Here is a 23077-nt window from a genome sequence, read left to right as displayed (position 1 = left end):
TCCGCCCGCCGCTATACATGACAACCGCCATTGAGGAAGAGCAAGGCGTCACCCACAGGACGTTGGAGGAAAAATGCCCGATACCGAGAACAAGCCGCGCCCGGTCACATCCGTCACCGATCAGGAGGCCCTGGAATTTCACGCGATGGGCCGGCCCGGAAAGCTGGAGATCACCCCCACCAAGCCGATGGCAACGCAGCGCGACCTGTCGCTCGCCTACTCGCCGGGTGTCGCCGTCCCGGTCCTGGCGATCGCCGCCAATCCCGACAGTGCCTATGATTACACCACGCGCGGCAACATGGTCGCCGTCATCACCAATGGGACCGCCATTCTCGGCCTTGGCAATCTCGGCGCACTGGCCTCCAAGCCGGTGATGGAGGGCAAGTCCGTCCTTTTCAAGCGTTTCGCCGATGTCGACAGCATCGACCTTGAGGTCGATACGGAAAATGTCGATGAGTTTATCAACTGCGTCCGCTTTCTCGGTCCCTCCTTCGGCGGCATCAATCTCGAGGACATCAAGGCGCCGGACTGTTTCATCATCGAGCAGCGCCTGCGCGAACTGATGGATATCCCGGTCTTCCACGACGACCAGCACGGCACCGCGATCATCGCCGCCGCCGGCCTGATCAACGCGCTGGAACTGACCGGCCGCGACCTCAAGACGACCAAGCTGGTCTGCAACGGTGCCGGTGCCGCGGCGATTGCCTGCGTCGAGCTGATCAAGGCGATGGGCTTTGCACCCGAGAATATCATCCTCTGCGACACCAAGGGCGTCATCTACCAGGGCCGCACCGAGGGCATGAACCAGTGGAAATCGGCCCACGCCGCCAAGACCAAGGCGCGCACGCTTGAGGAAGCGATGAAGGGCGCCGACGTCGTCTTCGGCCTGTCGCAGAAGGGCGCCTTCTCGGAAACGATGATCTCCTCGATGGCCGACCGGCCGATCATCTTCGCCATGGCCAATCCCGATCCCGAGATCACGCCCGAGGAAGTCGCCCGCATCCGCGACGACGCGATCATGGCGACCGGCCGTTCGGACTATCCGAACCAGGTCAACAACGTTCTCGGCTTCCCCTATATCTTCCGCGGCGCGCTCGATGTCCGCGCCACCACCATCAACGACGACATGAAAATCGCTGCCGTCAAAGCCTTGGCCAGCCTGGCGCGCGAGGATGTGCCGGATGATGTCGCCGCCGCCTACCAGGGCAACCGCCCGCGCTTCGGCGCGCAATACATCATCCCCGTCCCCTTCGATCCTCGGTTGATCTCGGCCATCCCGGTGGCCGTTGCCCAGGCGGCGATCGATAGCGGCGTCGCCCGCAAGGTCATATCAGACATGGCCGGTTACGCCCGCGAGCTGTCGGCCCGTCGCGATCCGATCGCCTCGACGCTGGCGAGCCTCTACGAGCGCGTCCGCCGCCGCCCGAAGCGGGTGGTGTTTGCCGAAGCCGAGGAAGAGCAGGTGATGCGCGCGGCTCTCTCCTACGCCAACCAGCAGCTTGGCACCGCCATCCTGCTCGGCCGCGAGGACCTGATCAAGGCGACGGCTGAACGCGCCGGTATCGATCTCAACCGCCCGGGGCTGGAGATCGTCAATGCCCGCATCTCTACCCGCGTCGAGGTATATATCGACTATCTCTATGCCCGGCTGCAGCGCAAAGGCTATCTCCACCGCGATGCCCAGCGCCTGATCCACAACGATCGTAACCACTTCGCCGCCTGCATGGTGGCGCTCGGCGATGCCGACGGCATGGTCACCGGCATCACCCGCAACTACTCGACGGCGCTTGAAGACGTCAGGCGTTGCATCGACGAAAAGCCCGGCCACCGCGTCATCGGCGTCTCGATCGCGCTCTGCCGCGGCCGCACCGTCTTCGTCGCCGACACCGCCGTCCACGATATGCCGTCGGCCGAGGAACTGGCCGATATCGCCGTCGAGGCTGCCGGTTTCGCGCGCCGCATGGGCTATAACCCGCGCGTCGCCATGCTCGCCTATTCCACCTTCGGTCATCCCTCGGGCGAACGCTCCGAGCGCGTCCGCGAGGCGGTCAAGCTCCTCGACAAGCGCCATGTCGATTTCGAGTATGACGGCGAAATGGCAGCGGATGTGGCGCTGAACCGCAAGGTGATGGAGCAGTACCCGTTCTGCCGCCTGTCGGGTCCTGCCAACGTGCTGGTCATGCCGGCATTCCACTCGGCTTCGATCTCCACCAAGATGCTGCAGGAACTCGGCGGCTCGACGGTCATCGGCCCGATCCTCGTCGGTGTCGACAAGGCGGTGCAGATCACCTCGATGGGCGCCAAGGACAGCGACATCGTCAACATGGCGGCGATTGCTGCCTATACGGCTGGGTCGTAGCCGGAAACGTTTGGGAGGGGCTTACGTTTTACCGTGCAGCCCCTCATCCCCGGCTCAACGAGCTGCGCCTGACCTGCCCGTCCCTTCTCCCTCGGGAGAAGGGCTACGTGGCGAGGCTTCGCGCGCTACTTCTATGCTCAATTCTCCAAGGCCCGTCCCTTCTCCCCTCGGGGAGAAGGTGGCCCGAAGGGTCGGATGAGGGGGCACCGCACGACATCAAAGCCAGGTCAGCCGCAGCGGCCACCGAAATCAGCTGGCAAACCGCCCGGCATCCGCACCGTAGTAATTCAGATACCGATCGGAAATGCTTGCAATCGGCAACACGATCAGCACATCCGTCGTGTTGAACGCCTTGTCGACAACAGCGGTCGAGCCAACCATCGCGCCGAGGCGCAGGTAACCCTTGATCAGCGGCGGCAGTGCCATCAGCGCCCGCTTCGGGTTGATGGCTTCAACCGGCATCAGGTCCATATCGCGGGCCAGATGCGGCAATGCTCCGACGGCCCATTCGTCCTTCGCTGCAACGTTGTGGCGCAGGAACGACAGCGCCAGCGCATGGGCTTCCGGTTGGGTGCCGGGGAAGGAGGCGCAGCCGAACATGGCGCTCATCCCGTGCTTCAGCGCATAGGCCCAGTTGCCCTGCCACAGCAGCTCGACGATACGCTTGGTGCGATACTCAGGCAGCACGCAGGAGCGGCCGAGCTCCATGAAACGCTTATCCGGATGGCGCGCAATCAGCGCGCCGATGTCGAATTCGGAAGCCGAGTAAAATCCGCCATTGGCCATGGCGACATCCTGTCGCAGCAGCCGGTAGGTGCCGACGATCTGGTCTTCGCTGTCACCCTCGATCGAGCGATCGAGCACCAGAAGATGGTCGCAGAACGCATCATAGGCATCGACGTCGCGCTTGCGGCGCATCGCCTCTGCCGGTAGCTCCGCGCCCATCTCCTCGACGAACACGCGGTAGCGGACGGACTGCGCCGCATCGATCTCGCCGGGCGTGCGCGCAAGGCGCGTTTCCAGATTGCCGATGCGGCCGAAAACGTCACTCTGCCTCTGCTCTGGCGCCTGCGCAGCAGGGCGCGGGGCCTCGACCAAGGCGTCACGATTGCAGATGTCTACGGACATGACGATTCTTTCGTTGCCGGCTTTCAGAGGCCATAAAACACTTATATGCGACAGGAAAGTGACATTTTTAACCCCCAGCTACGCAACAAACGCAGGGGTCTCGCTGCGACTAAAGCGCCTCGGCGCGACGAGCGGAGAGGGCGGCGACAGCCTGAACTTCGGTCAGGAGCCTTATGGGATCGACGGGTTTCAGCATGACCCGGTTTGCCCCGTTCAGCAAGACTTGACGACGGGATTCATCGCGCTTGTCGGCCGTCAGAACGATGATCGGCACGGATGGCACGTCAAGCCGGCGTTCGTGACCACGTAGCCGGCCAATCATCTCGATGCCGTCGCCACCGGGCATCGACAGGTCGCTGATGACGATGTCGGGCCGCACGCTTCCTTCCGCCAGCGCCGCGTCGAGCAGCGCCTCGAAATGCTCGACATGCTGGACACTGTGGCCGGCCTTCTCAAGCATGGCGCGGATCAGCATGGCATTGATCGGATCGTCTTCGGCAAGCAGGATCTTCAATCCGCTCTGCATGCCGGCCTCGGGAATGCCGGCGCTGAAGCCGGGCTGGTTGTCGTTCAGCGCATCGCGCTTTTCCATGCCGCGCATGCGCCCGCGCAGCACGTCGATCAGCGACTGCTCGCGCAAAGGCCGGATCAGCCAGGCGTCGAACAGATCCAGTGAATGGGCGTTGCGCTCTTCCGGATTGACCAGAAAGATCTTGCGCAGGCCAAGCGCTGCGATATCGGCACGGTCGGCCAGATGCGTCGCAAACTCTGCCGACATCCGGTGATCGACGATGATGTCGGTCGGGCGGCGGCCGTTGGCGGCCATGTCGAGCAGGATCCAGCGTGCCGTCTCGCCATCCTCGACGAAATGACATTGGCCGCCGAGCGTGCGGATGGTTTCGGAAATCGCCATGCGGGCAGCCCCTGCCGGCGCCAGCAACACCACGAGATTGCCTGAGAGCAGCGCATCGCGCCGCGAGTGGGCCTGCTCGTCCTCTTCCGCCCGGAAGCGGATCGAAAACTCGCTGCCGGTGCCCTTTTCGCTGGCAACCGTCAGCGCACCGCCGAACTCGCGCATGATGCGGGCGGAGATCGCCAGACCAAGACCGGTGCCGGTGCTTTTCTCCGTGGCCGTGCCGCCCTGTTCGAACTCGCCGAAAACCCGCGCCTGTTCCTCGTCGGTCATGCCGGGCCCGGTATCGGTCACCGTGATCAGCAGTTCCTCGTCCTGCAGCGACACGCGAATGAAGACGCCGCCGACCTGGGTGAACTTCACCGCATTGCCGATGACGTTGAACAGCACCTGCCTCAGGCGGGCAGGGTCGAAATTCATGAATTCTGGAACGTCGGAGGAAACGGTCGAGCCGATCTCGATGCCCTTTTCATGCGCCCGGTGGGCCAGCATCTCGACGACGCTCTCGAGCAGCTTGCGCAACGATTCCGACCGCGGACGAAGCTGGAAACGGCCGACCTCGATGGTCGAGAAATCGAGCAGATCCTCGACCAGCTGGGTCAGCGCATGGCCGGACTGGCGGATGCCGGTGAGGTAGTTGTCCTGCTCCTGCGTCATCCGCGTCTCGGTCAGGAGATGGGTCATGCCGAGAATGCCGGAGAGCGGCGTGCGCAGCTCGTGGCTGACGGTGGCCAGCAGCCGGGATTTGGACGCGCTGTTGAATTCAGCCTTCTGCCGTGCCTCTTCGCGCGCCTGTGCCGCCATCCGCTCGCTCGTCACGTCACGGGCGATGCTGTGCAGCAGCAGCCGGCCATCGGCCGCATCGCGGGTGACGACATCGCGCCAGAAGAAGATGCGCTGCCCCTCCGGCGTCGAGATCTCCACATCGTAGCGGTGCGGTTCGGCGCCCGGGCGAAAGGCGATGCCGATCTCCTCGCAGGTCTGGCCCTTCGGGTCCGACCGGCCCGTCAGCCGCCGGAACATCTCGTTGGCGGCGACGATCCGTCGGTCCATCGTGCGGGTAATGGTGATGTCGCCAAGCGCATCGTGGATGCTTGCGAACAATTCGGTGTCGCCGTGGTCGCCGTGCAGCATTGCACCTGTGGCCCGCGCCGGCGTCTGGCTGCGACGGGTGGAAAGAACGGCAAAGCCGATGATCGCCGCAAGGACGAGGGCGCCCAGCCCGATCAGAACAGGCAGCAGACCCCCGGCATAGCCAAGTGTGAGCAGTGCGACCGCCGCGATCACACCGGCGCCGCCGAGCCACCAGGACAGCAGCCTGCGCGTTGGCGTGGCGCCGGCCGGTCTTGGCATTATCGCGACAGGTGAAGGGGCAGCCGGGATCGCAGCCGGCTCATCTTCGTGATGAGCGGCGGGCCCGCCAAAGGCGGCAGCAAGCTTTTCATGTAAGTGACCCAGACCGACCATAGGTTCAAATTAGCACGGTGGCCGTTCCGAATGCCTTCAGCAAACCGCTAAAAATTTATACATTAGCTTTTTTAGGTTGTATCAGCTCGTCCAATATCACGCATCCCGCGCCGATCGTGATAAAACTATCGGCAAGGTTGAAGACGGCAAACGACCATGTCTCGGTATAGAACAGGACGTAGTCGATCACGTGTCCATAAAGGAAACGGTCGATCAGGTTGCCGAGCGCGCCCGATATGATCAGCGCATAGCCGAGATGCGCGAATGTGCGGTGCTTGTCGGTGCGGTGCCAGAGCCAGATGACGAAGGCGACGATGATCAGCCGCATGCCGACGATGAACCAGCCATCCATGCCCGACAGCATCGAAAAGGCGACGCCGAGATTGTAGGTCCGGTAGAGCGCCAGCATCGGGATGACGTGCACGGCCTCCTGCAGCGGCAGCGTGTGATCGACGACGATCTTGATGATCTGGTCGAGCACGACGGCGACGATGACGAAGATCAGGATCGGCAGCGGGCGCGAAAACAGCGTCGGGCGGTCTTGCGTCTGATCGGTCATTTGGCCTCGGAGAGTGAGAGAAGATGGCGCCGCGCCTCAAACAGCATCACGGCGCTGGCAACCGCGAGATTGAGCGAGTCGGCCAGCCCCTGCTGCGGAATGCGGGCCAAGGCGTCGGCCTCGCGCGCCAGTTGCTCGGGCAGGCCGGATTGCTCGTTGCCCATCAGGATCACCACCGGCTTCTTCTTGTAGTCGATCGTCCTGTAATCGACGGAGCCGGCCAGATGCGTGGCCACGACGGACACGCCAGCCTGCTTCTTCCAGGCGATGAATTCCTCGGGCGTGGCGCGCGTAACCGGCATGGCAAACACCGAGCCCATGGTGGCGCGCACCGTTTCCAACGAAAACGGATCGGTGGTCTCGCCGACGAGAATGACGCCGGAGGCGCCGGCAGCGTCTGCCGTGCGGATGATGGTGCCGAGATTGCCGGGGTCGCGCACCCGGTCGAGCGCGATCCAGGTCTCGCCTTGGCCGGGACGAATGTCGCGTAGCGGCTTCCAGCGGCTTTCGAAAATGCCGACCACCATCTGTGGATTGTCGCGCCTTGTGACCGAGGAGAGCACCTTCTCGCTGACCTCGAGCACCAGCCCGCCTGAAGCGACGGTCTTTGCCGCCATCTGCTCGACCAGCGGCTTGGCCTTGGCAGCCTTGGCATAGACAAGCGTGCGGATCGTCCAGCCAAGCTCGATCGCGTCGATCACCAGCTTCAGGCCCTCGGCCATGAAGGTGCCGCTCTGCTCGCGGGTCTTCTTGTCGCTGAGCGCCTTGATGTCCTTGATGATCGGGTTGGCGAGCGAAGTGACTTCCTTCACCTGGCCCACCTTGCGGGGGCCGTTGTCGCGGTGTTCGTAGCTCATTTCGGCACCCAGCGGGAGAAGAGGGAGGTGGAAAGCGCCCGCGCCGGCGTGTTGCCGTCGAGCCCGGCTTCGCGGATGACCAGTTCGCCCGACTCGACCACGCCACCGGCGCCGCGCATCGTCTCGCGCATCAGTTCGTGGATCGAATAGAAGCTGGCACGGATCGAATAAGCCGTCAGCACCAGGCCCACAGCCTTCGGCGACAGGATCTCGCGGCAGATATCGAGCATCAGCGGCAGGTGCTCGAACAGGTGCCAGACCTCGCCATTCGGCCCGCGGCCGAATTTCGGCGGGTCGGTGAGGATGATGTCGTAGGTGTTGCCGCGGCGTTCCTCGCGCAGGATGAACTTCATCGCGTCTTCGCAGATCCAGCGGATCGGCGCCTTGTCGAGCCCGCTCAGCGCCTGGTTCTCGCGCGCCCAGCCGATCGCCTTCTTGGACGCATCGACATGGGTGACCTCTGCGCCGGCAGCGGCCGCGACCAGCGAGGCAACGCCGGTATAGCCGAACAGGTTCAGCACCTTCAGCGGACGACCGGCGGCTTCAACCTGCTGCTTCATCCACGTCCAGTGAACGATCTGCTCGGGAAACACGCCGACATGGCGGAAGGACGTGAACCGTCCATGGAAATCGACGCCAAGCAGATTGAGCGGCCAGGTCTCGCCGAGCGCTTCCTTCGGAAAACGCCAGCGCCCGGTGCCCTCTTCGTCGGTATCGCCTGTGAAGGCCGCATCGACCTTCTCCCAGACGTGTTTCGGCAGCGATGGCTTCCACAGCGCCTGTCCCTCGGGACGGATGATCCGGTAGGGGCCGTACTGCTCCAGCTTCTCGCCGTTGCCGCTGTCGATCAGGTGAAAATCGCCGGCGCCGAGGGATTCGAGAATGACAGGAACGCGCTCGGGCGGCCGTTCGCCGGTCCGCTCGATCAGCGGCCGCTCGGCCGCTGCGGACACGCCGGCAGGTTCACGCGCTGCGTCCTGCTGCGGTGCTGGCGTGTTCACAGGCTTGAGCGGCCGGCTGCTGCTGCGGCCGTCGCTGCGGCGCCCGTCGGAGGGGCCGCCGGATTTCTGGCCCGGCCGGCGTTCTTTTTGTCTCAACGTGGTGTTCCGCGTGCTGAATTCGATAGAGCCCGTGCAAATAGCATCCCGTTTCACCTTGGCAAAGCGCTTTCCCGCGGTGATAGGTGTGGCAGGGCGAAAATGGGAGGAATTCGGATGGACTTTACCGGCGAGCAGCGCATCACCGCACCGCGCGATGTCGTGTGGGCGGGCCTGAACGATCCGGAAATTCTGAAGGCCTGCATCCCCGGCTGCCAGACGCTGGAATTCACGGCACCGAATGAGCTGGTCGCCACCATCAAGGTCAAGATCGGATTGATATCGCTGACCTTCACCGGCGAAATCCGCGTTTCCAACATCCATGCGCCGGTCAGCTACAGGCTGTCTGCCGAGGGAAAGGGCAGTGTTGCTGGCTTTGCCAAGGGGGCCGCGGATGTGATGCTTCAGGATGATGGCGGCGAAACCATTCTGCACTATGTGGCTGCCGCCGAAGTCGGTGGCAAGATCGCCCAGCTCGGGTCGCGACTGATCGATTCATCCTCGCAGAAGCTCGCCCATCGGTTCTTCTCCGATTTCAATGCAGCGGTGAGTGCAAAAGCTGCCGAATAGGGTGCGACAGACAATTGGCAGCCTCTGCCGTCTCCGCTAAATCCTTAGCCATGAACTGGATCATCCGATCACCTGTCAAGGCAGACCTGGAAGAACTCGCGGATATCTATCTCGCGGTGCGTCGCGACACGTTCACCTGGGTCAACCCGCTCACCTTCCGCCACGAGGATTTCTTCGCCCATACCCAGGGCGAAATGGTCTGGCTAGCAGAGACCGATGACGGCGAGATTGCCGGCTTCATGACACTGTGGTCGCCCGATGATTTCGTCCACATGCTCTATCTCAGAAAACAGTATCAGGGCAGGGGAATCGGCACGGGGCTGCTCAGGGCGCTGCCGGATTGGCCGGACCGGAAATATCGCCTGAAATGCCTCGACCGCAACGAGCGTGCCAAGGCCTTCTATCGCGCCCACGGATTTGTCGTCACTGGCGCAGGCGCGTCCGGCGAAGGCGACTACGAGGAAATGACGTTCTTCCCCGCAAGCTGAGATGAAGGATTCCAGCCGTCCCTTACTGCAGCTGCGGCTTTCTGAGGAAGCTGTTCCGATCGGCAGACCGCACCCTTAGCCACGCCTCGCGGCCATCGCGCAGGATCCGCATCGGGATCTCAGCGCCTGCCGGGCCGCTGCTCCAGATCTTCCGGTAGAAATCCGCAAGCCCGTCGACCTCGCCGTCGCGGATTTCCGAAATCACGTCGCCCCGACGCAGGCCCGCCTCATCGGCCGGGCTTCCTTCCGCAACGCTCATCACGATCACCTCGCCGTTGTTCTCGGCGGAGAAAGCGCCGAGCCAGGGCCGTGGCGGCTTGTTGACCTGCCCGCGTGTCGTCAGATCCTCGAGGATCGGCGTCAGAAGATTGATCGGCACGATCATGTTGATATCGGCAACCTCGCCGCCGTGGCTCATCTGCAGACGCAGCGAGCCGATGCCCAGCAGCTTGCCGTCACGATCGACCAAGGCTGCCCCGCCCCATGAAGGGTGCGCAGGCGTCGTGAAGATCGCCTCGTCGAGCAGATACTCCCAGTAGCCCGCAAACTCCTGCTTGGCGACGATCTTCGCATCGACAGCTTCGCCGATCCCGTCTGCAAGCACGACGGATTGGCCAAGATCGGCCTTCGCAGCATCGCCGAAATCGAGCGCCGGAAGACCGAGTGAGCCGAGCGCCTGCAGCAGGCCGAACCCGGTCTCCTGATCGTAGCCCAGCGCATGCGCGGCAACCACCCGCCCGTCATGGGTGGTCAACCAGACCTCTTCGGCCTCGGTAATCAGGTAGCCGATGGTCAGCACCAGGCCACTATCCTTGATGACAACACCGCTGCCCTCGCGCCGCGTGCCAAGCGTGTCGGCCGTGAACGCGTCGTCGGGTATGGAGGTGCGCACGGCGACGACCGATTGCAGGATTTGTTCTGTATTCATGGTTTCATCCTCATGAGGCGAAGCGCTGAGGCAGTGAAACTGCTTTGTCGAGCAAGGGCGCAACGGATTTCATCTGGTATACCTATGAAGGCAGATGGGTCGGTGCAAGTGCTTGGCAAGCCGAAATCGCTGCAATAACAGGCGCAGCGGCATGCAAACAGCACGCGCAGCATCATCAATCCGGCTGCGTTGCCGCCAGCCGCTTCTTCAGGAAGAACCTTGCCGGCGTCTCGTGATTGCCTTCGAGGCTGCCGAAGACCTCATAGCCGAGCTTCTCGTAGAACGGCTTTGCCTGGAACTCGAACGTATCGAGAAACAGCCCGAAATAGCCGCGTTCCCGCGCTATGGTTTCTGCGTCACGCATCAGGCGCGAGCCGAGCCCCATGCCCCGAAACTCTTCCTGCATGACCAGATACTTGATGAACAGCCAGTTGTATTCGTCACTGGCAAAAAGACCGCCGATAACATCGCCGCCCTCTTTCGAGCGCGCCAAAATGGCGAGATGCGGTCTGTCGGCAATATGGGCCGTCCACTGCGCGTTGTAGCCGCGCAGGATATTCAGCAACTGATCTTTGTCACCAGGATCGGGCTCGCCCGCGACGATCTCGATGAAGGGCTGCATCAGCGTGACGGCAGCTGCCCGACGATCTCATCGGCGCGCGCCTTGTTTCGGTCGGCCTCGCTCTGCCAGCGAACGGCTTCCTTCGCTTCGCTGCGGGCGCGTTTGCGGTGCTTGCCCTGGTTCACCCAGGTCACGGCCGAACCGGCGACCATGCCGACGATCAGCGCGATGAAAATGAACACGAAGAACGGCGCCGATAGCGACAGCACCTGGTCTTCGGGCCGGAACGGATTGAAGGCCAGCGTTACGCTCTGGCGGTTGGCGACGCAAAAAATGATCAGGATGATGCCAAGCGGCAGCAAAATCAGCAGGTTGATAATCTTCTTCGCCATGGTCCGGCCTCCATATGCCTGCGCGCGCTGTCTGTGACGCGGCGCTTTCTTTCAGCCACAGGATAGAAAAGCCGTCGTGAAGATCAAGTGCGGTTTCGCCGCAGCCGGGCTGGGCCGATCAATCTTCCTGATCGGCCTGTCCCGGGTTGAGGCGCTCGCGCAGTTCCTTGCCGGTCTTGAAGAACGGAACCCACTTCTCCTCGACAAACACCGTATCGCCGGTCCGCGGGTTGCGGCCGGAGCGCGACGGGCGGTTTTTCACGGAAAAGGCGCCGAACCCGCGCAACTCGACACGGTTGCCCGCCGCCAGCGCATCGGTGATCTCGTCGAGAACCGCGTTCACGATATTTTCCACATCGCGATGGTAAAGATGCGGGTTGCGTGCCGCAACTATCTGCACCAGTTCAGACTTGATCACAGTCGCCCCCTTAAATTATTGATTTCTTATCAATCCCGGCCAACCTGCCAAACTGAAACGAGCCCGTCAAGAAGCAACTTTTGCGGCAGAATTCCTGCAAGGTCCTGGCTTCTGGCGAGATCGCCATAGCCAAGAACCGTGAGGATCTGCGAGGCAGCGCCTGCAAGCAGGAATGGCGTGCTGCTCTTCTTGTTCCAGTCGATCTCGGGCAGGTCCTTGCTGACGTTCTTCGTCGCCAGATAAGCGCGAATTTCGTCATCGCCGCCGAGTTGGTCGATGAGCTTCACCTTCAATGCCTGGCGGCCGGTGAAAATGGTACCGTCGGCCAGTTTCAGCACGTCTTCGCGCGGCAGCTTGCGGCGATCGGCCACAAGGTCGACGAACCAGGCGTAGCTGTCGACGATCATGTTGTTGATCATCGCCTTGGCTTCCTCGCTTGCCGGATGGAACGGCGAAGGCTCTGCCTTCAGCGGCGAAGACTTGATCTCCTCCATCGACACGCCGATCTTGTCGAGCAGCGGCTTGACCTGCGGATACTGGAAGATGACGCCGATCGAGCCGGTGATCGAGCTGTCGCCGGCAATGATGGTGTCGCCGGCCGTTGCGATCATGTAGCCGGCCGAAGCTGCAAGCGTGCGGACGTCGGAGACCACAGGCTTCTTGGCAGAAATCGCCCGGATCGCCTTGAAGATCCGTTCGCCGCCATAGGTGGTGCCGCCAGGCGAGGAGATGGAAACGACAAGCGCCTTGACCGCTTCGTTGTCCTTGATCTCGGCGAGACGATCGAGAAGTTCGGTGTCATCGGTGATCAGGCCCGAGATCGTCACATGGGCAACATGCGGGCGCCGGTTGGCCGCATCGCCGAACAGATAAAAGTAGGCCGCGAGTGCCAGGCCGACGAGCAGCACCACGGCGGCCACGCGCCAGAAGCCAAGCTTGCGACGCAGTCTGCGGCGATCTGCGATCATGGAGCTGTCCATTTATTCCTCCGGTCGGCAAGTCTGACGCAACTCTTCCTGCGTAGAGTGCAGTAGATGTGCGCGAAATGCTATGTCGATGGGTTCTACGCTTTTCTTGCTTGTTGCAGAAAAAAATCCATATTGGCAAGTCAGTGTAATAATGCGAAACGAACTGTGATTGGCGAAAGCGCTCCCTATATACGCTGTCCAATTATCGATACGGACCGAATTTATGCTCAATACGTTGGATAATGGCGGACAGGCTGCCTATGCGAAACCCGCAAAGAGCGCCTATGGCGCCGCGCGGTTTCACTCGGTGCGGGTTCGCCGCCTGAAGGTTCTGCTGCCCGTGTCCGCTCTTCTGGTGTCGTTGGCCTTCATCGGCGTTTCGGTTATCCGCACCTACCTGCCTGAAAACATCAAGATCGAAGGCGCCAAGATCGAAAACGGCAAGGTTGTCATGCTGAAGCCGGCGATTTCGGGCCGCAACGCCGCCGGCATCAACTATTCGATGATCGCCGAGCGCGCGCTCCAGGACATCAAGAACCCCAATCTGATCACGCTCGAGACCGTCAAGGCAACGGTTCCGGTCAAGGACGATACCGTTGCCCGTGTCGAGGCGACGACTGCCGATTACGACCGGGCCAGCGATAATCTGAACATCACGGCACCCTTCACCATCAACATGAGCGATGGCTTGGTCGCCAAGTTCCAAAGTGGGCAAGTTGACGTCAAGGGCGGGAAGCTGACGACGAGCGATCCCGTCGACATCAAAAAAGATGGCGCATCGGTTGTTGCGCGCTCGCTCAAGATGACAGATAAGGGACGAACGATCACATTCGAGGGGAACGTTCGAATGAACGTCAATCCCACCGCTATTCGCAAACAGGGCACTTAACCCGGGTCATCATGGCAAACGATTGTCGCATTTCTACCCGCAAGGCGGGTGCAGTATTCACGAACGGTGCGCTTGCACTCCTGCTGTTGGCCGGAGCTGCAATGGCGCAGGCGACGACCAGCCAGATGAGCGGTCTGCAGCTCAACAAGGATCAGCCGATCCAGATCGAAAGCGACAAGCTTGAGATCCACGATCAGGAGCACACCGCCGATTTCACCGGCAACGTGAAGGTGGTTCAGGGAACGACCACGCTGCAGGCTGGCCACATGACCGTCTTCTACAAGGCCAAGGACGCCGCAGCTGATGCCGCCCCCGATGCCAAGACGCCTGCAGGCAAGGCCCCGGCTACCAAGGCGTCGGATACGGCAGCCCCGGCATCTTCTGTTTCATCCGGCAATGCCGACATTGACCACATCCTGGTCTCGAACAAGGTGTTCCTGACGTCGGGCACCCAGACTGCGACGGCTGACAACGGCTCGTTCGACATGGCCAAGCAGCTCTTCATCCTGAAGGGCGACAAGGTTGTTCTGACGGATGGCGGCAACGTCTTTACCGGCTGCCAGCTGACGGTGCACATGGCAACTGGCCAGGCGCAGTTGGACAGCTGTGGGGGGCGCGTCCAGATACAGCTCGATCCGCAATCACAGAAAAAGAACTGACCCCGGCCAGCACGTGAAATTATTCTCGCTATCGAATATGTTCGGCAAGACCGGGCAACAGGCCACAGCTGACGCTGGAGCCGTTGACAAGAGCCGTTATCAGGGAACCCTGATTGCACGTGGTCTGACGAAAACCTATAGCACCCGGCGCGTTGTAAACGGCGTTTCGCTGGTCGTGCGCCGTGGCGAGGCTGTCGGCCTGCTCGGCCCGAATGGTGCCGGCAAGACCACCTGTTTCTACATGATCACCGGTCTGGTGCCCGTGGACGAGGGCACCATCGAGATCGACGGCAACGACGTGACCTCGATGCCGATGTATCGCCGCTCGCGCCTCGGCGTCGGATACCTGCCGCAGGAAGCCTCGATCTTTCGCGGCCTGACGGTCGAGGAAAATATCCGTGCGGTTCTCGAAGTGCATGTCAAGGACAGGGCCGAGCGCGAAAAGAAGCTCGATGAGTTGCTCGACGAGTTCCACATTCGCAAGCTGCGCAAGAGTGCTGCCGTATCGTTGTCGGGCGGTGAACGCCGCCGCCTGGAAATCGCCCGCGCGCTGGCCACCGATCCGACCTTCATGTTGCTCGACGAACCGTTCGCCGGCGTCGATCCGATTTCCGTTTCCGACATCCAGAACCTCGTGCATCATCTGACGGCACGCGGCATCGGTGTCTTGATTACCGATCACAATGTACGCGAGACGCTTGGACTGATTGACCGCGCCTATATTATTCATGCGGGCGAAGTGTTGACGCATGGCCGGGCAAACGACATTGTTAATAATCCGGAAGTCCGCAGACTATACCTGGGTGATAATTTCAGCCTCTGATAGCAGGTCTCTGCGACGGAAATTCACCTTGCCGTCATACTTCCGCTTGACCAAATAGAATAAAAAAGCAATTTTTGGGCCAACTTGGATATCAGTGGCCCCAGCCCCGTTTTAGGACACTGTTTCCCGGAGGAAATGAACGGGAGTTTTGCGTCCATCATGGCACTTTCGGCCAATTTATACCTGCGCCAAAGCCAATCTCTGGTGATGACACCACAGCTGATGCAGTCGATCCAGCTGCTTCAGATGACGCATTTCGAGCTCACGCAATTCATCGCGCAGGAAGTTGAAAAGAATCCGCTGCTCGAGTTTCCGTCAAATGACGCAGAAACAGGCAATGACCGTGCGTCCGAAGAGGACGATGCACGGTCGCGTCAGGCCGAAGAGCCGTCGGGCTCCGACGAAGACTATGATAGCCGCTCCGAGGTGATGTCCGGCGATTGGTCGGATCGCACCGATAGCGCCGGCGCCGGTCGCATGAACGATGAGCTCGACGCCAATTACGCCAATGTCTTTCCTGATGACGGCGTTCCGCAGCGTGCCGATGCGCCGGAACTGATCAGCCAGTGGAAGTCGATGCCGGGCGGCGGCGAGGGGACCGAGAGCTACGACCTCGACGATTTCGTGGCTGGCCAGGTCTCGCTGCGCGATCATCTGGCCCAGCAGTTGCCCTTCGTGCTGCCTTTGATCACCGACCGGCTGATCGGCCAGTATCTTGCCGACCAGCTGGATGACGCCGGCTATCTCTATGCCGATCTTGCCGAAGCGGCCGAGCGGCTCGGGACAGGCATGCCAGAGGTGGAGCGCGTCCTGGCGGTCCTGCAGACGCTCGATCCGCCCGGCGTATTTGCCCGCAGTCTCTCGGAATGCCTTTCCATACAGCTTCGCCAGAGGGATCGCTACGATCCGGCGATGCAGGCCTTCGTCGGCAATCTGGAACTTCTGGCCCGCCGCGATTTCGCGACCCTGAAGCGGCTTTGCGGCGTCGATGAGGAAGACCTTCTCGACATGCTGAGCGAAATCCGCCAGCTCAATCCGAAGCCTGGCAGTGGTTTCGAGGCGGTTGTCTCCGAAGCCATCATGCCGGATGTTGTGGTTCGCCCCAGCTCCGACGGCAGCTGGCTGGTCGAGCTCAATCCGGATACGTTGCCGCGTGTGCTGGTCAACCAGTCCTATTTTGCCAAGGTCACCAAGCACGGTGATGATCACGCCTTCCTGTCGGAGTGCCTGCAAACCGCCAACTGGCTGACGCGAAGCCTTGACCAGCGGGCGAAGACGATCATGAAGGTGGCAACTGAGATCGTCCGCCAGCAGGACGCTTTCCTGCTTCACGGCGTCGATCACCTGCGCCCGCTCAATCTGAAGACGGTGGCAGACGCCATCAAGATGCATGAATCGACCGTCAGCCGCGTCACCTCGAACAAATACATGCTGACGCCACGTGGGCTGTTCGAGCTGAAGTACTTTTTCACGGTGTCGATCAGCGCGGTGGAAGGCGGAGACAGTCATTCGGCTGAGGCGGTCCGCCACAGGATCCGCGCCCTTATTTTGCACGAAAGCCCTGAAGCCGTACTCTCTGATGATGATATCGTGGATATCCTAAAGGAGAGTGGTGTGGAGCTTGCTCGCCGAACGGTTGCGAAGTATCGTGAGGCCATGAATATCGCTTCGTCCGTCCAGCGCCGAAGGGAAAAACGGGCGCTCGCCAAAGTCGCGAGCTATTGAAGCGTTCGGTCCAAATGACGCATACGTGTTGCCCCGCGTGAAATAGGGCCTCTGTTGACTTTTTGGTAACTTCTGGCTAGAAGCCGCCGCAAATCGGCGCGTGGATAGCGTCGGAGGTTATCCCCATCAATCCTCAGGGCGCCCACAGCCGAGAACTTCGGCCGATCTTGCTTGAGATTGCGCGAAGTGCTTGGATGAGAGTCAGCCTTGGCGTAAACTGGTACTCGCAAACCACATAAGAAGGGAAACTCCATGAGTGTGCGTGTATCCGGTAAACATATGGAAATTGGTGAATCGTTCCGTCAAAAGATCGAGGACCAAATTGCTGTGGCCGTCACGAAATACTTCGACGGAGGGTATTCTGGTCAAGTGATCGTACAAAAGGCCAACGCCCGTTTTTCCGCCGATTGCAAGGTTCATCTCGACAGCGGCGTGATATTGCACGCAGCCGGTGAGGCAATGGATCCTCAGTTGGCCTTCGATGCCGCTTCCGAACGTATCGAGAAGCGACTTCGCCGTTACAAGCGTAAACTCAAGGATCACCACGCCGGGAATCATCTGAATGGTTTTGCCGAAGTCGCCTACACCGTCATGGATGGCATGCCGGATCATGACGACGAGGTCGCTGATGATTTCGCGCCGGCGATCGTTGCGGAAAGCACGAAGCAGATGAAGACCATGTCCGTGGCGACCGCCGTGATGGCGCTCGACATGACGGACGAACCGCTGCTGCTCTTCCGCAGCCCCGGTAAGGAACAGTTGAACATCGTTTACCGTCGGCACGACGGCAACATTGGCTGGATAGACGCAGCCAACATCAAAAGCTGAGACAAAGGCGAGGGGCGGCAGAAACCTGCCGCTCCCGCGGACTTGGCACAAAAGGAAAAAGAAATGGCTTTGGCAGATTTGCTGCAGCAGAATGCGATCATTCCCGCTCTCAGAGTAAATTCCAAGAAACAGCTCCTCCAGGAATTGTCGGCCAAGGCGTCGAAAGTGACTGGCCTGTCCGAACGGGAAATCTTCGACGTGATCCTGCAGCGCGAGCGGCTTGGTTCCACCGGCGTCGGCAATGGTATCGCCATCCCCCATGGCAAGCTCGCAAGTGTCAATTCCATCGTCGGCATCTTCGCGCGTCTCGACCAGCCGGTCGATTTCGAAGCGCTTGATGATCAGCCGGTCGATCTCGTCTTCCTGCTCCTGGCACCGGAAGGTGCCGGCGCCGATCATTTGAAGGCGCTGTCGCGCATCGCCCGCGTTCTGCGTGACCACGATCTCGTGGCCAAGCTGCGCGCCACCGATTCCGCCTCGGCGATCTATGCCTTCCTCAACGAAGAGCAGACCTCCAACGCGGCCTGATCTTTTCGTCTTCACAAATGCAAAAGAGGCGCCGGATTGCTCCGGCGCCTCTTTTTCGTTCGGCTCAGCCTGTCGGCTCAGAATTCTTCCCAGCTGTCCTGAGCAACGGCTGCCGATCCGTGCGACTGGGCGACGGCCCGGCGTGGTGCCGGCGCGGCGGCCTGGCGATAGCTCGGCTGCGATGGCTGGCGGTAGGCTGCAGTGTTTGCCGGGGCGCGCATCTGCTGTGCCGTGGAGCGCAGCGACGAAGCGTTGTGCGAGCCGCTGACGCGGAAGCGGGTGACGAGCTGCTGCAGCGTCTGGGCTTCTTCGTTGAGCGTAACGCTGGCTGCCGTGGTCTCCTCGACCATGGCGGCGTTCTGCTGCGTCACCTGGTCCATCTGGTTCATCGCCTGGCTGACCTCCTTGAGGCCGATCGCCTGCTCGCTGGCCGATGCCGAGATTTCCCGGATCAGGCCGTTGATGCGCATCACCTGCTCGGAGATGTTGTGTAGCGTATCGCCTGCGCGGCCGACGAGATCGACGCCTTCCTTGACCTGCACGGCCGAGGTGTTGATCAGCGTCTTGATCTCCTTGGCAGCATTGGCGGAACGCTGTGCCAGCTCGCGAACTTCCTGGGCGACGACCGCAAAACCCTTGCCGGCTTCACCGGCACGGGCTGCCTCGACACCGGCGTTGAGCGCCAGCAGGTTCGTCTGGAAGGCGATCTCATCGATCACGCCGATGATCCGCGACACCTCGGTGGACGACTGCTCGATACCGTGCATCGAGGCGATCGCCTTGCGAACGACATCGCCGGACTTCTCCGCGTCTTCGCAGGCACGGTTGACGTTGTCGGCGGCTGTACGCGCGTTGTCGGCGCTGGAGTTGACCTGCGCGGTCAACTCGTTGAGTGCCGCTGCGGTTTCTTCCAGACTTGCCGCCTGCGTCTCGGTCCGCTTGGCAAGATCGGAAGCGCTGCCGCTGATCTCGCTGGTGCCGGAGCCAATGTTGACGACGCTGACATTCATCGTCGTGATGGTTTCTTCCAGTGCGGCCAGAGCTGCATTGAAATCCTGCTTCAGCTTGTCGTATTCGCCGGGGAATTCATCGTTGATGCGATGGCTGAGATTGCCCTTCGACAGTTCCGACAGGCCGGAGCCGACGATCGAAACGATCTGGCGCTGCAGCGATACCGACTGCTGGCGTTCGCTCTCGGAGCGCCCGCGCTCGCTCTCGGCCTCTTGGCGCTGTGTCTTCGCCTCTGCTTCAAGGCGACGGCTGTCGGACAGCGCGTGCCGGAAGCCTTCCAGCGCCTTGGCCACGGAACCGGTTTCGTCCGAGCGCTCCTGACCGCTGACCGGCTGGTCGTAACGGCCTTCGCTCAGCGTCTTGACGCTGGCAACAAGCCCGCTCAGCGGCTTCTGCACGAAGGCGCGCACCGCGAAGTAGAGAGCCAGCATCACAGCCGCCAGAACCAGGATACCGGCAACGATCATCATCAGGGTCTGGTCCTGTACGGGCGCATTGATGGCGCTGTGCGGCACGTCGACGAGGATGATCCAGTTGGTGTTCACGTCGGGAAGGGCAAAGGGATAGACCACCCGGTCGAACTGCTCGCCATCCCCGATCGACAGGTTCTTGACCACGGATGGCGAAAGCGACGACAGCGCCGTCTTCACCGCATCGGCACCTTCGCCTTCGTAGGGCTTCATTGCCAGGTCCTTGGACGGCGCGACGATCCAGTTGCCGCCCTGCGACAGCAGCGTCACGCGGCCGGAGCCGAAGGGGTGCAGGCTGCCGAGCTTGTCGGCGAGCGACTTCAGCGAGATATCGACGCCGCTGACGCCGATCATCTTGCCCGCCGACATGACCGGGTAGGCAATCGAGGTCATGGCGGTGTTTTCACCGGTGGTGCTTTCGGCGTAAGGCGACGAGATCGCGCCCTTCTTGCTCGCAGCAGCCAGGCTGTACCATTCCGCCTTGTAGTCCGATCCGAACACCGAGAAGGTGTAACCGCCATCCTTGGTCTTGGTCCAATAGGCGTTGAATGCGCCTGTCTTGTCCGAGCCGAGTTCGGTCTTTCCGGCCATTGCAGGAGACTGACCGTCGAATGCGTTCGGCTCTTCGCCGAACCAGCTGCCGAAGGCGAACTGGTTGCGCTCGACATTGGCCTTCAGCATATCGACGATCGACTTGCGGTCGAGGTACTTGCCCTCGTGGCCGCGGCCGATCACGCCGGCCATCGAGCGGGCAGCGCCGGCAAGTTCGCCGACGGAGGAGGCGACCTCGTTGGCAATCGCCTTTGCCTCGAGGTTTGCCTGATCCATGGTCAGCGTTTCCACGCGATCACGGGTCTCGCCGATAAGGAAGAAATTGGAGATCAGGAGAACCAGCGCGATTGCGATGCCGGTGATCAGAATGAGTTTGGCCGCAAGCGATTTCATGCGAAAGATGGACATGGATTCCTCGGGGGATCAAGGATGCGCCGGGCGAGGCATCTGCCGACACAAAAAGCGAAGGCATCGCCCCTTCATGGAGCAGCCATGTCGAGTGCCGAAATCCCCTCAAGGAAGGAGCCGGCGATCGAGCGGAAGATCGCCGGAAATCTCTTAAGTTTGAATGAAATGCGTTGGTAATTTACAGCTGCGTAAACAAATTCATTAGGAATGTCGCGGGTTGATGGCGCCTAGAGTTTGTTTGCGACATCGTCTCTCGATGGGATGGATGGCTGCGCACCTTGCTTCAGGCAGGCGAGCGATCCTGCGACGGCTGCGCGCCGCAGCGCCGGCTCGAAATCGAGACCTTCGTCGAGGCTGGCGGCGAAGTAACCGCAAAACGTATCGCCAGCGCCAACCGTGTCCACCGGCTCGATCTTCAACCCTTTTGCCCGTGACAGGACGCCATCGCGGATCGCAACGACACCGTCACCACCGAGTGTCACGATCAGCGTCTGACCCGTCTCGGCATTGAGGCGCTTCAGCGCGGCTTCACGGTCGTCCGGGCTCATGTTCTCCTGCCCGGCGAGGCGCTCGAACTCCGTCTCGTTGGCAATGACGATATCGGCGAGACGGCCAAGGCGAGCGGCATCGTCGATCAGCGGCGCGAGATTGAGGATGGTCGTCACGCCCTTGGCGCGGGCTGTGGCCAATGCCCGTTCGACGGCCGGTGCCGGAACCTCGAGCTGCAGCATCAGCGTGTCGCCCTTTGTCATGGCGCCGACGGCCTTGTCGGCATCTTCGGCAGTCACGGTACCGTTTGCGCCCGGCACCACGGCAATCATGTTTTCGCCATCGCCGCCAACGAGGATCACTGCTGTCCCGGTCGGCTGGTCGGCCCGCTTGACAGCCTCAAGATCGGTGCCCGCATCCTTCAACAGGGCAAGCGCCTCGTCCGCGAAGCCATCATGGCCGACAGCGCCCGCCATGTGCACGGTGCAGCCCGCCCGGCGTGCGGCCAGCGCCTGGTTTGCGCCCTTGCCGCCCGCCGCCGTTGAAAAACCGTTGCCAGCGACCGTCTCGCCGGGCTTTGGCAGCCGCTGCGTCGTGGCGATAAGGTCCATGTTGATGGAGCCGAAAACGGTGATCATGAGGGCGTCCCTTCCAAAGCTTTTGTTTGGGCGCGACACTGCCCGAAGGGCTTACTCGTCGTCAACCACCCTGAGCTTGAGAAGTCCCGTTCTACTCTCGACGGACTTGGGTGCGGGCTCGGTATCGCTTGGGGGCCGGTTGCCATCACCGGCCTCGAATTCCAGCGCCTCGATCCTGACACCGCGCTTGGTCAGCTTGTCGGCCGAGGTGACGATCATGTCGACATCCTTCTGCGCCATGGCGAAGTGGCCCTGCAGCTTGCGCACGCGGTCGTCGAGACGGCTGAGGTCATCCATCAGATTGGCGACTTCGCCCTGGATCACATGCGCCTGCGCCTGCATCCGCTGGTCCTTGAGCACGGCCTGGATGACCTGGATCGACAGCATCAGCAGCGATGGCGAAACGATGACGATCCGCGCCCGATGCGCCTTTTGCACGATCGGCTCGAAATTCTCGTGGATCTCCGCAAAGATCGATTCCGACGGCACGAACAGGAAAGCCGTGTCCTGCGTCTCGCCCTGGATCAGGTATTTCTCCGAGATGTCGCGGATATGGATTTCCATATCGCGGCGGAATTGCTGCGACGCCGCCTTGGCAAGATCCGGCCCGCCCGCATCGCGGATCGCGTTCCAGGCCTCCAGCGGGAACTTGGCATCGATCACCAGCGGTGCCGCACCGTTCGGCATGCGGATGGTGCAGTCCGGGCGCGAGCCATTGGAAAGCGTCTGCTGGAAAGCATAGGCACCCATCGGCAGACCATCGGCGACGATTGTCTCCATCCGCGATTGCCCGAAGGCGCCGCGTGTCTGCTTGTTGGAAAGGATCGCCTGCAGCCCGACCACGTCCTTCGCCAGCGTCTGGATGTTGTTCTGCGCGGCATCGATCACCGCCAGCCGCGCCTGCAGCTTCTGCAGGTTTTCATGGGTCGACTTCGTCTGCTCGCTGATCGAGGTGCTGACCCGCTGCGTCATGCCATCCAGCCGCTGGTTGATCGCCTGGTTCAGTTCCGACTGCCGGGAGCCGAACACCTCGGCCATGGCTGCCATGCGCCCATGCATCTCCGACTGGATTTTCAAAAGCTCGGCCATGCGCGCGTCGGCGCCCGCAGCCCGTTCCTGGGCGTCCTCGGCCTGTTCCCGCCGCAACTGGCTGCTGCGGAAAAGAAGAACGATCATCAGCACGATCAGCGCTGCGATCGCACCGCCGGCAACGGCAAGCGTGGCAGGGCTGAAGCTTGAAAGAGCGGCGGAAAGTGAGTCGGCGTGAGCTGTCATCTGCGCACCATAGCAAACTCGACCGTGTTGGCTAGATCAAAAGGTGAACACAACTCGGCGCATCCGCCGCTGTGAT

General features: G+C 61.5%; 22 protein-coding genes. 9 read left to right on the top strand and 13 right to left on the bottom strand.

Annotated features, from left to right (window positions below):
• Positions 1-73: 73 nt before the first annotated feature.
• Positions 74-2359, top strand: a complete 2286-nt coding sequence (locus GVL52_RS11530) for an NADP-dependent malic enzyme (protein ID WP_160007071.1) — start codon at positions 74-76, stop codon at positions 2357-2359.
• Between the two features lie 249 nt (positions 2360-2608).
• Here the strand turns inward: GVL52_RS11530 and GVL52_RS11525 are convergent, their stop codons facing one another.
• The 5 genes from GVL52_RS11525 to GVL52_RS11505 form a co-directional block, all read right to left on the bottom strand.
• A complete protein-coding gene (locus tag GVL52_RS11525) occupies positions 2609-3487 on the bottom strand; it encodes a GNAT family N-acetyltransferase (RefSeq protein WP_160007070.1) in 879 nt (292 codons plus the stop codon).
• A 109-nt stretch (positions 3488-3596) separates the two neighbouring features.
• Entirely contained in the window at positions 3597-5867 is a 2271-nt protein-coding gene (locus GVL52_RS11520) for an ATP-binding protein (RefSeq protein WP_160007069.1), read from the bottom strand.
• 55 nt (positions 5868-5922) lie between these two features.
• On the bottom strand, positions 5923-6426 hold the full coding sequence (lspA, locus tag GVL52_RS11515) for a signal peptidase II (RefSeq protein WP_160007068.1): 504 nt from the start codon (positions 6424-6426) through the stop codon (positions 5923-5925).
• Positions 6423-7283 carry an RNA methyltransferase gene (locus GVL52_RS11510; RefSeq protein ID WP_160007067.1) on the bottom strand — a complete coding sequence of 287 codons (861 nt, stop codon included), beginning with the start codon at positions 7281-7283 and terminating at the stop codon, positions 6423-6425. Before GVL52_RS11510 ends, lspA begins: the two co-directional genes overlap by 4 nt.
• Positions 7280-8380 carry a class I SAM-dependent methyltransferase gene (locus GVL52_RS11505; RefSeq protein ID WP_160007066.1) on the bottom strand — a complete coding sequence of 367 codons (1101 nt, stop codon included), beginning with the start codon at positions 8378-8380 and terminating at the stop codon, positions 7280-7282. Before GVL52_RS11505 ends, GVL52_RS11510 begins: the two co-directional genes overlap by 4 nt.
• 117 nt (positions 8381-8497) lie before the next feature.
• On the opposite strand from GVL52_RS11505, the gene GVL52_RS11500 reads away from it, so the two are divergent.
• Together GVL52_RS11500 and GVL52_RS11495 are read left to right on the top strand one after the other, a co-directional pair.
• Positions 8498-8950, top strand: coding sequence for a carbon monoxide dehydrogenase subunit G (locus GVL52_RS11500; protein ID WP_160007065.1), 453 nt, complete (start codon positions 8498-8500; stop codon positions 8948-8950).
• 50 nt (positions 8951-9000) lie between these two features.
• A complete protein-coding gene (locus GVL52_RS11495) occupies positions 9001-9438 on the top strand; it encodes a GNAT family N-acetyltransferase (RefSeq protein ID WP_160007064.1) in 438 nt (145 codons plus the stop codon).
• A 22-nt stretch (positions 9439-9460) separates the two neighbouring features.
• On the opposite strand, the gene GVL52_RS11490 is transcribed toward GVL52_RS11495, so the two are convergent.
• The 5 genes from GVL52_RS11490 to sppA form a co-directional block, all read right to left on the bottom strand.
• Entirely contained in the window at positions 9461-10366 is a 906-nt protein-coding gene (locus GVL52_RS11490; protein ID WP_160007062.1) for a S1C family serine protease, read from the bottom strand.
• A 175-nt stretch (positions 10367-10541) separates the two neighbouring features.
• A complete protein-coding gene (locus GVL52_RS11485) occupies positions 10542-10988 on the bottom strand; it encodes a GNAT family N-acetyltransferase (protein WP_160007060.1) in 447 nt (148 codons plus the stop codon).
• The gene (locus GVL52_RS11480) at positions 10988-11320 is read right to left on the bottom strand and encodes a lipopolysaccharide assembly protein LapA domain-containing protein (protein WP_160007058.1); all 333 of its coding nucleotides are present in this window, start codon (positions 11318-11320) and stop codon (positions 10988-10990) included. The genes GVL52_RS11485 and GVL52_RS11480 overlap by 1 nt, the downstream gene beginning before the upstream one ends.
• A 118-nt stretch (positions 11321-11438) precedes the next feature.
• Positions 11439-11738 (bottom strand): integration host factor subunit beta, encoded by a 300-nt coding sequence (locus GVL52_RS11475; RefSeq protein WP_160007056.1) that lies wholly within the window; start codon positions 11736-11738, stop codon positions 11439-11441.
• Positions 11739-11767: 29 nt separating this feature from the next.
• Positions 11768-12718 (bottom strand): signal peptide peptidase SppA, encoded by a 951-nt coding sequence (gene sppA / locus GVL52_RS11470; RefSeq protein ID WP_160007054.1) that lies wholly within the window; start codon positions 12716-12718, stop codon positions 11768-11770.
• A 211-nt stretch (positions 12719-12929) separates the two neighbouring features.
• Here sppA and lptC point away from each other — a divergent pair, with 211 nt between their 5' ends.
• The 6 genes from lptC to ptsN all read left to right on the top strand — a co-directional run bounded on the left by lptC (position 12930) and on the right by ptsN (position 18158).
• Positions 12930-13595 carry an LPS export ABC transporter periplasmic protein LptC gene (gene lptC, locus GVL52_RS11465; protein WP_160007052.1) on the top strand — a complete coding sequence of 222 codons (666 nt, stop codon included), beginning with the start codon at positions 12930-12932 and terminating at the stop codon, positions 13593-13595.
• 11 nt (positions 13596-13606) lie between these two features.
• On the top strand, positions 13607-14254 hold the full coding sequence (locus GVL52_RS11460; RefSeq protein WP_160007050.1) for an LptA/OstA family protein: 648 nt from the start codon (positions 13607-13609) through the stop codon (positions 14252-14254).
• Between the two features lie 37 nt (positions 14255-14291).
• Positions 14292-15077: an LPS export ABC transporter ATP-binding protein gene (lptB, locus tag GVL52_RS11455; protein ID WP_160007048.1), complete on the top strand. Its 786-nt coding sequence runs from the start codon at positions 14292-14294 to the stop codon at positions 15075-15077.
• A 159-nt stretch (positions 15078-15236) separates the two neighbouring features.
• Positions 15237-16802: an RNA polymerase factor sigma-54 gene (gene rpoN / locus GVL52_RS11450; protein WP_160007046.1), complete on the top strand. Its 1566-nt coding sequence runs from the start codon at positions 15237-15239 to the stop codon at positions 16800-16802.
• A gap of 252 nt (positions 16803-17054) precedes the next feature.
• Positions 17055-17630 (top strand): ribosome-associated translation inhibitor RaiA, encoded by a 576-nt coding sequence (gene raiA, locus GVL52_RS11445; protein WP_160007044.1) that lies wholly within the window; start codon positions 17055-17057, stop codon positions 17628-17630.
• Positions 17631-17693: 63 nt separating this feature from the next.
• Positions 17694-18158: a PTS IIA-like nitrogen regulatory protein PtsN gene (gene ptsN / locus GVL52_RS11440; RefSeq protein ID WP_160007042.1), complete on the top strand. Its 465-nt coding sequence runs from the start codon at positions 17694-17696 to the stop codon at positions 18156-18158.
• A 77-nt stretch (positions 18159-18235) separates the two neighbouring features.
• Here the strand turns inward: ptsN and GVL52_RS11435 are convergent, their stop codons facing one another.
• The 3 genes from GVL52_RS11435 to GVL52_RS11425 all read right to left on the bottom strand — a co-directional run bounded on the left by GVL52_RS11435 (position 18236) and on the right by GVL52_RS11425 (position 23001).
• Positions 18236-20599, bottom strand: coding sequence for a methyl-accepting chemotaxis protein (locus GVL52_RS11435; protein WP_160007040.1), 2364 nt, complete (start codon positions 20597-20599; stop codon positions 18236-18238).
• A gap of 227 nt (positions 20600-20826) precedes the next feature.
• A complete protein-coding gene (locus GVL52_RS11430) occupies positions 20827-21726 on the bottom strand; it encodes a ribokinase (RefSeq protein ID WP_160007038.1) in 900 nt (299 codons plus the stop codon).
• Between the two features lie 51 nt (positions 21727-21777).
• A complete protein-coding gene (locus GVL52_RS11425; protein WP_160007036.1) occupies positions 21778-23001 on the bottom strand; it encodes a DNA recombination protein RmuC in 1224 nt (407 codons plus the stop codon).
• Positions 23002-23077 lie beyond the last annotated feature (76 nt).

This window comes from Rhizobium sp. 18055, from assembly GCF_902706285.1.
Classification (GTDB): domain Bacteria; phylum Pseudomonadota; class Alphaproteobacteria; order Rhizobiales; family Rhizobiaceae; genus Rhizobium.
Note: the sequence above shows the minus strand (reverse complement) of the source record. Positions and strands in the feature narration are given on the sequence as shown.

Coding starts and splice junctions, on each gene's coding strand:
- lspA (WP_160007068.1), bottom strand. CDS start 6,426: ATGACCGATCAGACGCAAGACCGCCCGACGCTGTTTTCGCGCCCGCTG.
- GVL52_RS11485 (WP_160007060.1), bottom strand. CDS start 10,988: ATGCAGCCCTTCATCGAGATCGTCGCGGGCGAGCCCGATCCTGGTGAC.
- sppA (WP_160007054.1), bottom strand. CDS start 12,718: ATGGACAGCTCCATGATCGCAGATCGCCGCAGACTGCGTCGCAAGCTT.
- raiA (WP_160007044.1), top strand. CDS start 17,055: ATGAGTGTGCGTGTATCCGGTAAACATATGGAAATTGGTGAATCGTTC.
- ptsN (WP_160007042.1), top strand. CDS start 17,694: ATGGCTTTGGCAGATTTGCTGCAGCAGAATGCGATCATTCCCGCTCTC.
- GVL52_RS11425 (WP_160007036.1), bottom strand. CDS start 23,001: ATGACAGCTCACGCCGACTCACTTTCCGCCGCTCTTTCAAGCTTCAGC.
- lptC (WP_160007052.1), top strand. CDS start 12,930: ATGCTCAATACGTTGGATAATGGCGGACAGGCTGCCTATGCGAAACCC.
- GVL52_RS11510 (WP_160007067.1), bottom strand. CDS start 7,283: ATGAGCTACGAACACCGCGACAACGGCCCCCGCAAGGTGGGCCAGGTG.
- GVL52_RS11500 (WP_160007065.1), top strand. CDS start 8,498: ATGGACTTTACCGGCGAGCAGCGCATCACCGCACCGCGCGATGTCGTG.
- rpoN (WP_160007046.1), top strand. CDS start 15,237: ATGGCACTTTCGGCCAATTTATACCTGCGCCAAAGCCAATCTCTGGTG.
- GVL52_RS11480 (WP_160007058.1), bottom strand. CDS start 11,320: ATGGCGAAGAAGATTATCAACCTGCTGATTTTGCTGCCGCTTGGCATC.
- GVL52_RS11520 (WP_160007069.1), bottom strand. CDS start 5,867: ATGGTCGGTCTGGGTCACTTACATGAAAAGCTTGCTGCCGCCTTTGGC.
- GVL52_RS11460 (WP_160007050.1), top strand. CDS start 13,607: ATGGCAAACGATTGTCGCATTTCTACCCGCAAGGCGGGTGCAGTATTC.
- GVL52_RS11530 (WP_160007071.1), top strand. CDS start 74: ATGCCCGATACCGAGAACAAGCCGCGCCCGGTCACATCCGTCACCGAT.
- GVL52_RS11525 (WP_160007070.1), bottom strand. CDS start 3,487: ATGTCCGTAGACATCTGCAATCGTGACGCCTTGGTCGAGGCCCCGCGC.
- GVL52_RS11430 (WP_160007038.1), bottom strand. CDS start 21,726: ATGATCACCGTTTTCGGCTCCATCAACATGGACCTTATCGCCACGACG.
- GVL52_RS11490 (WP_160007062.1), bottom strand. CDS start 10,366: ATGAATACAGAACAAATCCTGCAATCGGTCGTCGCCGTGCGCACCTCC.
- GVL52_RS11495 (WP_160007064.1), top strand. CDS start 9,001: ATGAACTGGATCATCCGATCACCTGTCAAGGCAGACCTGGAAGAACTC.
- GVL52_RS11435 (WP_160007040.1), bottom strand. CDS start 20,599: ATGTCCATCTTTCGCATGAAATCGCTTGCGGCCAAACTCATTCTGATC.
- lptB (WP_160007048.1), top strand. CDS start 14,292: ATGTTCGGCAAGACCGGGCAACAGGCCACAGCTGACGCTGGAGCCGTT.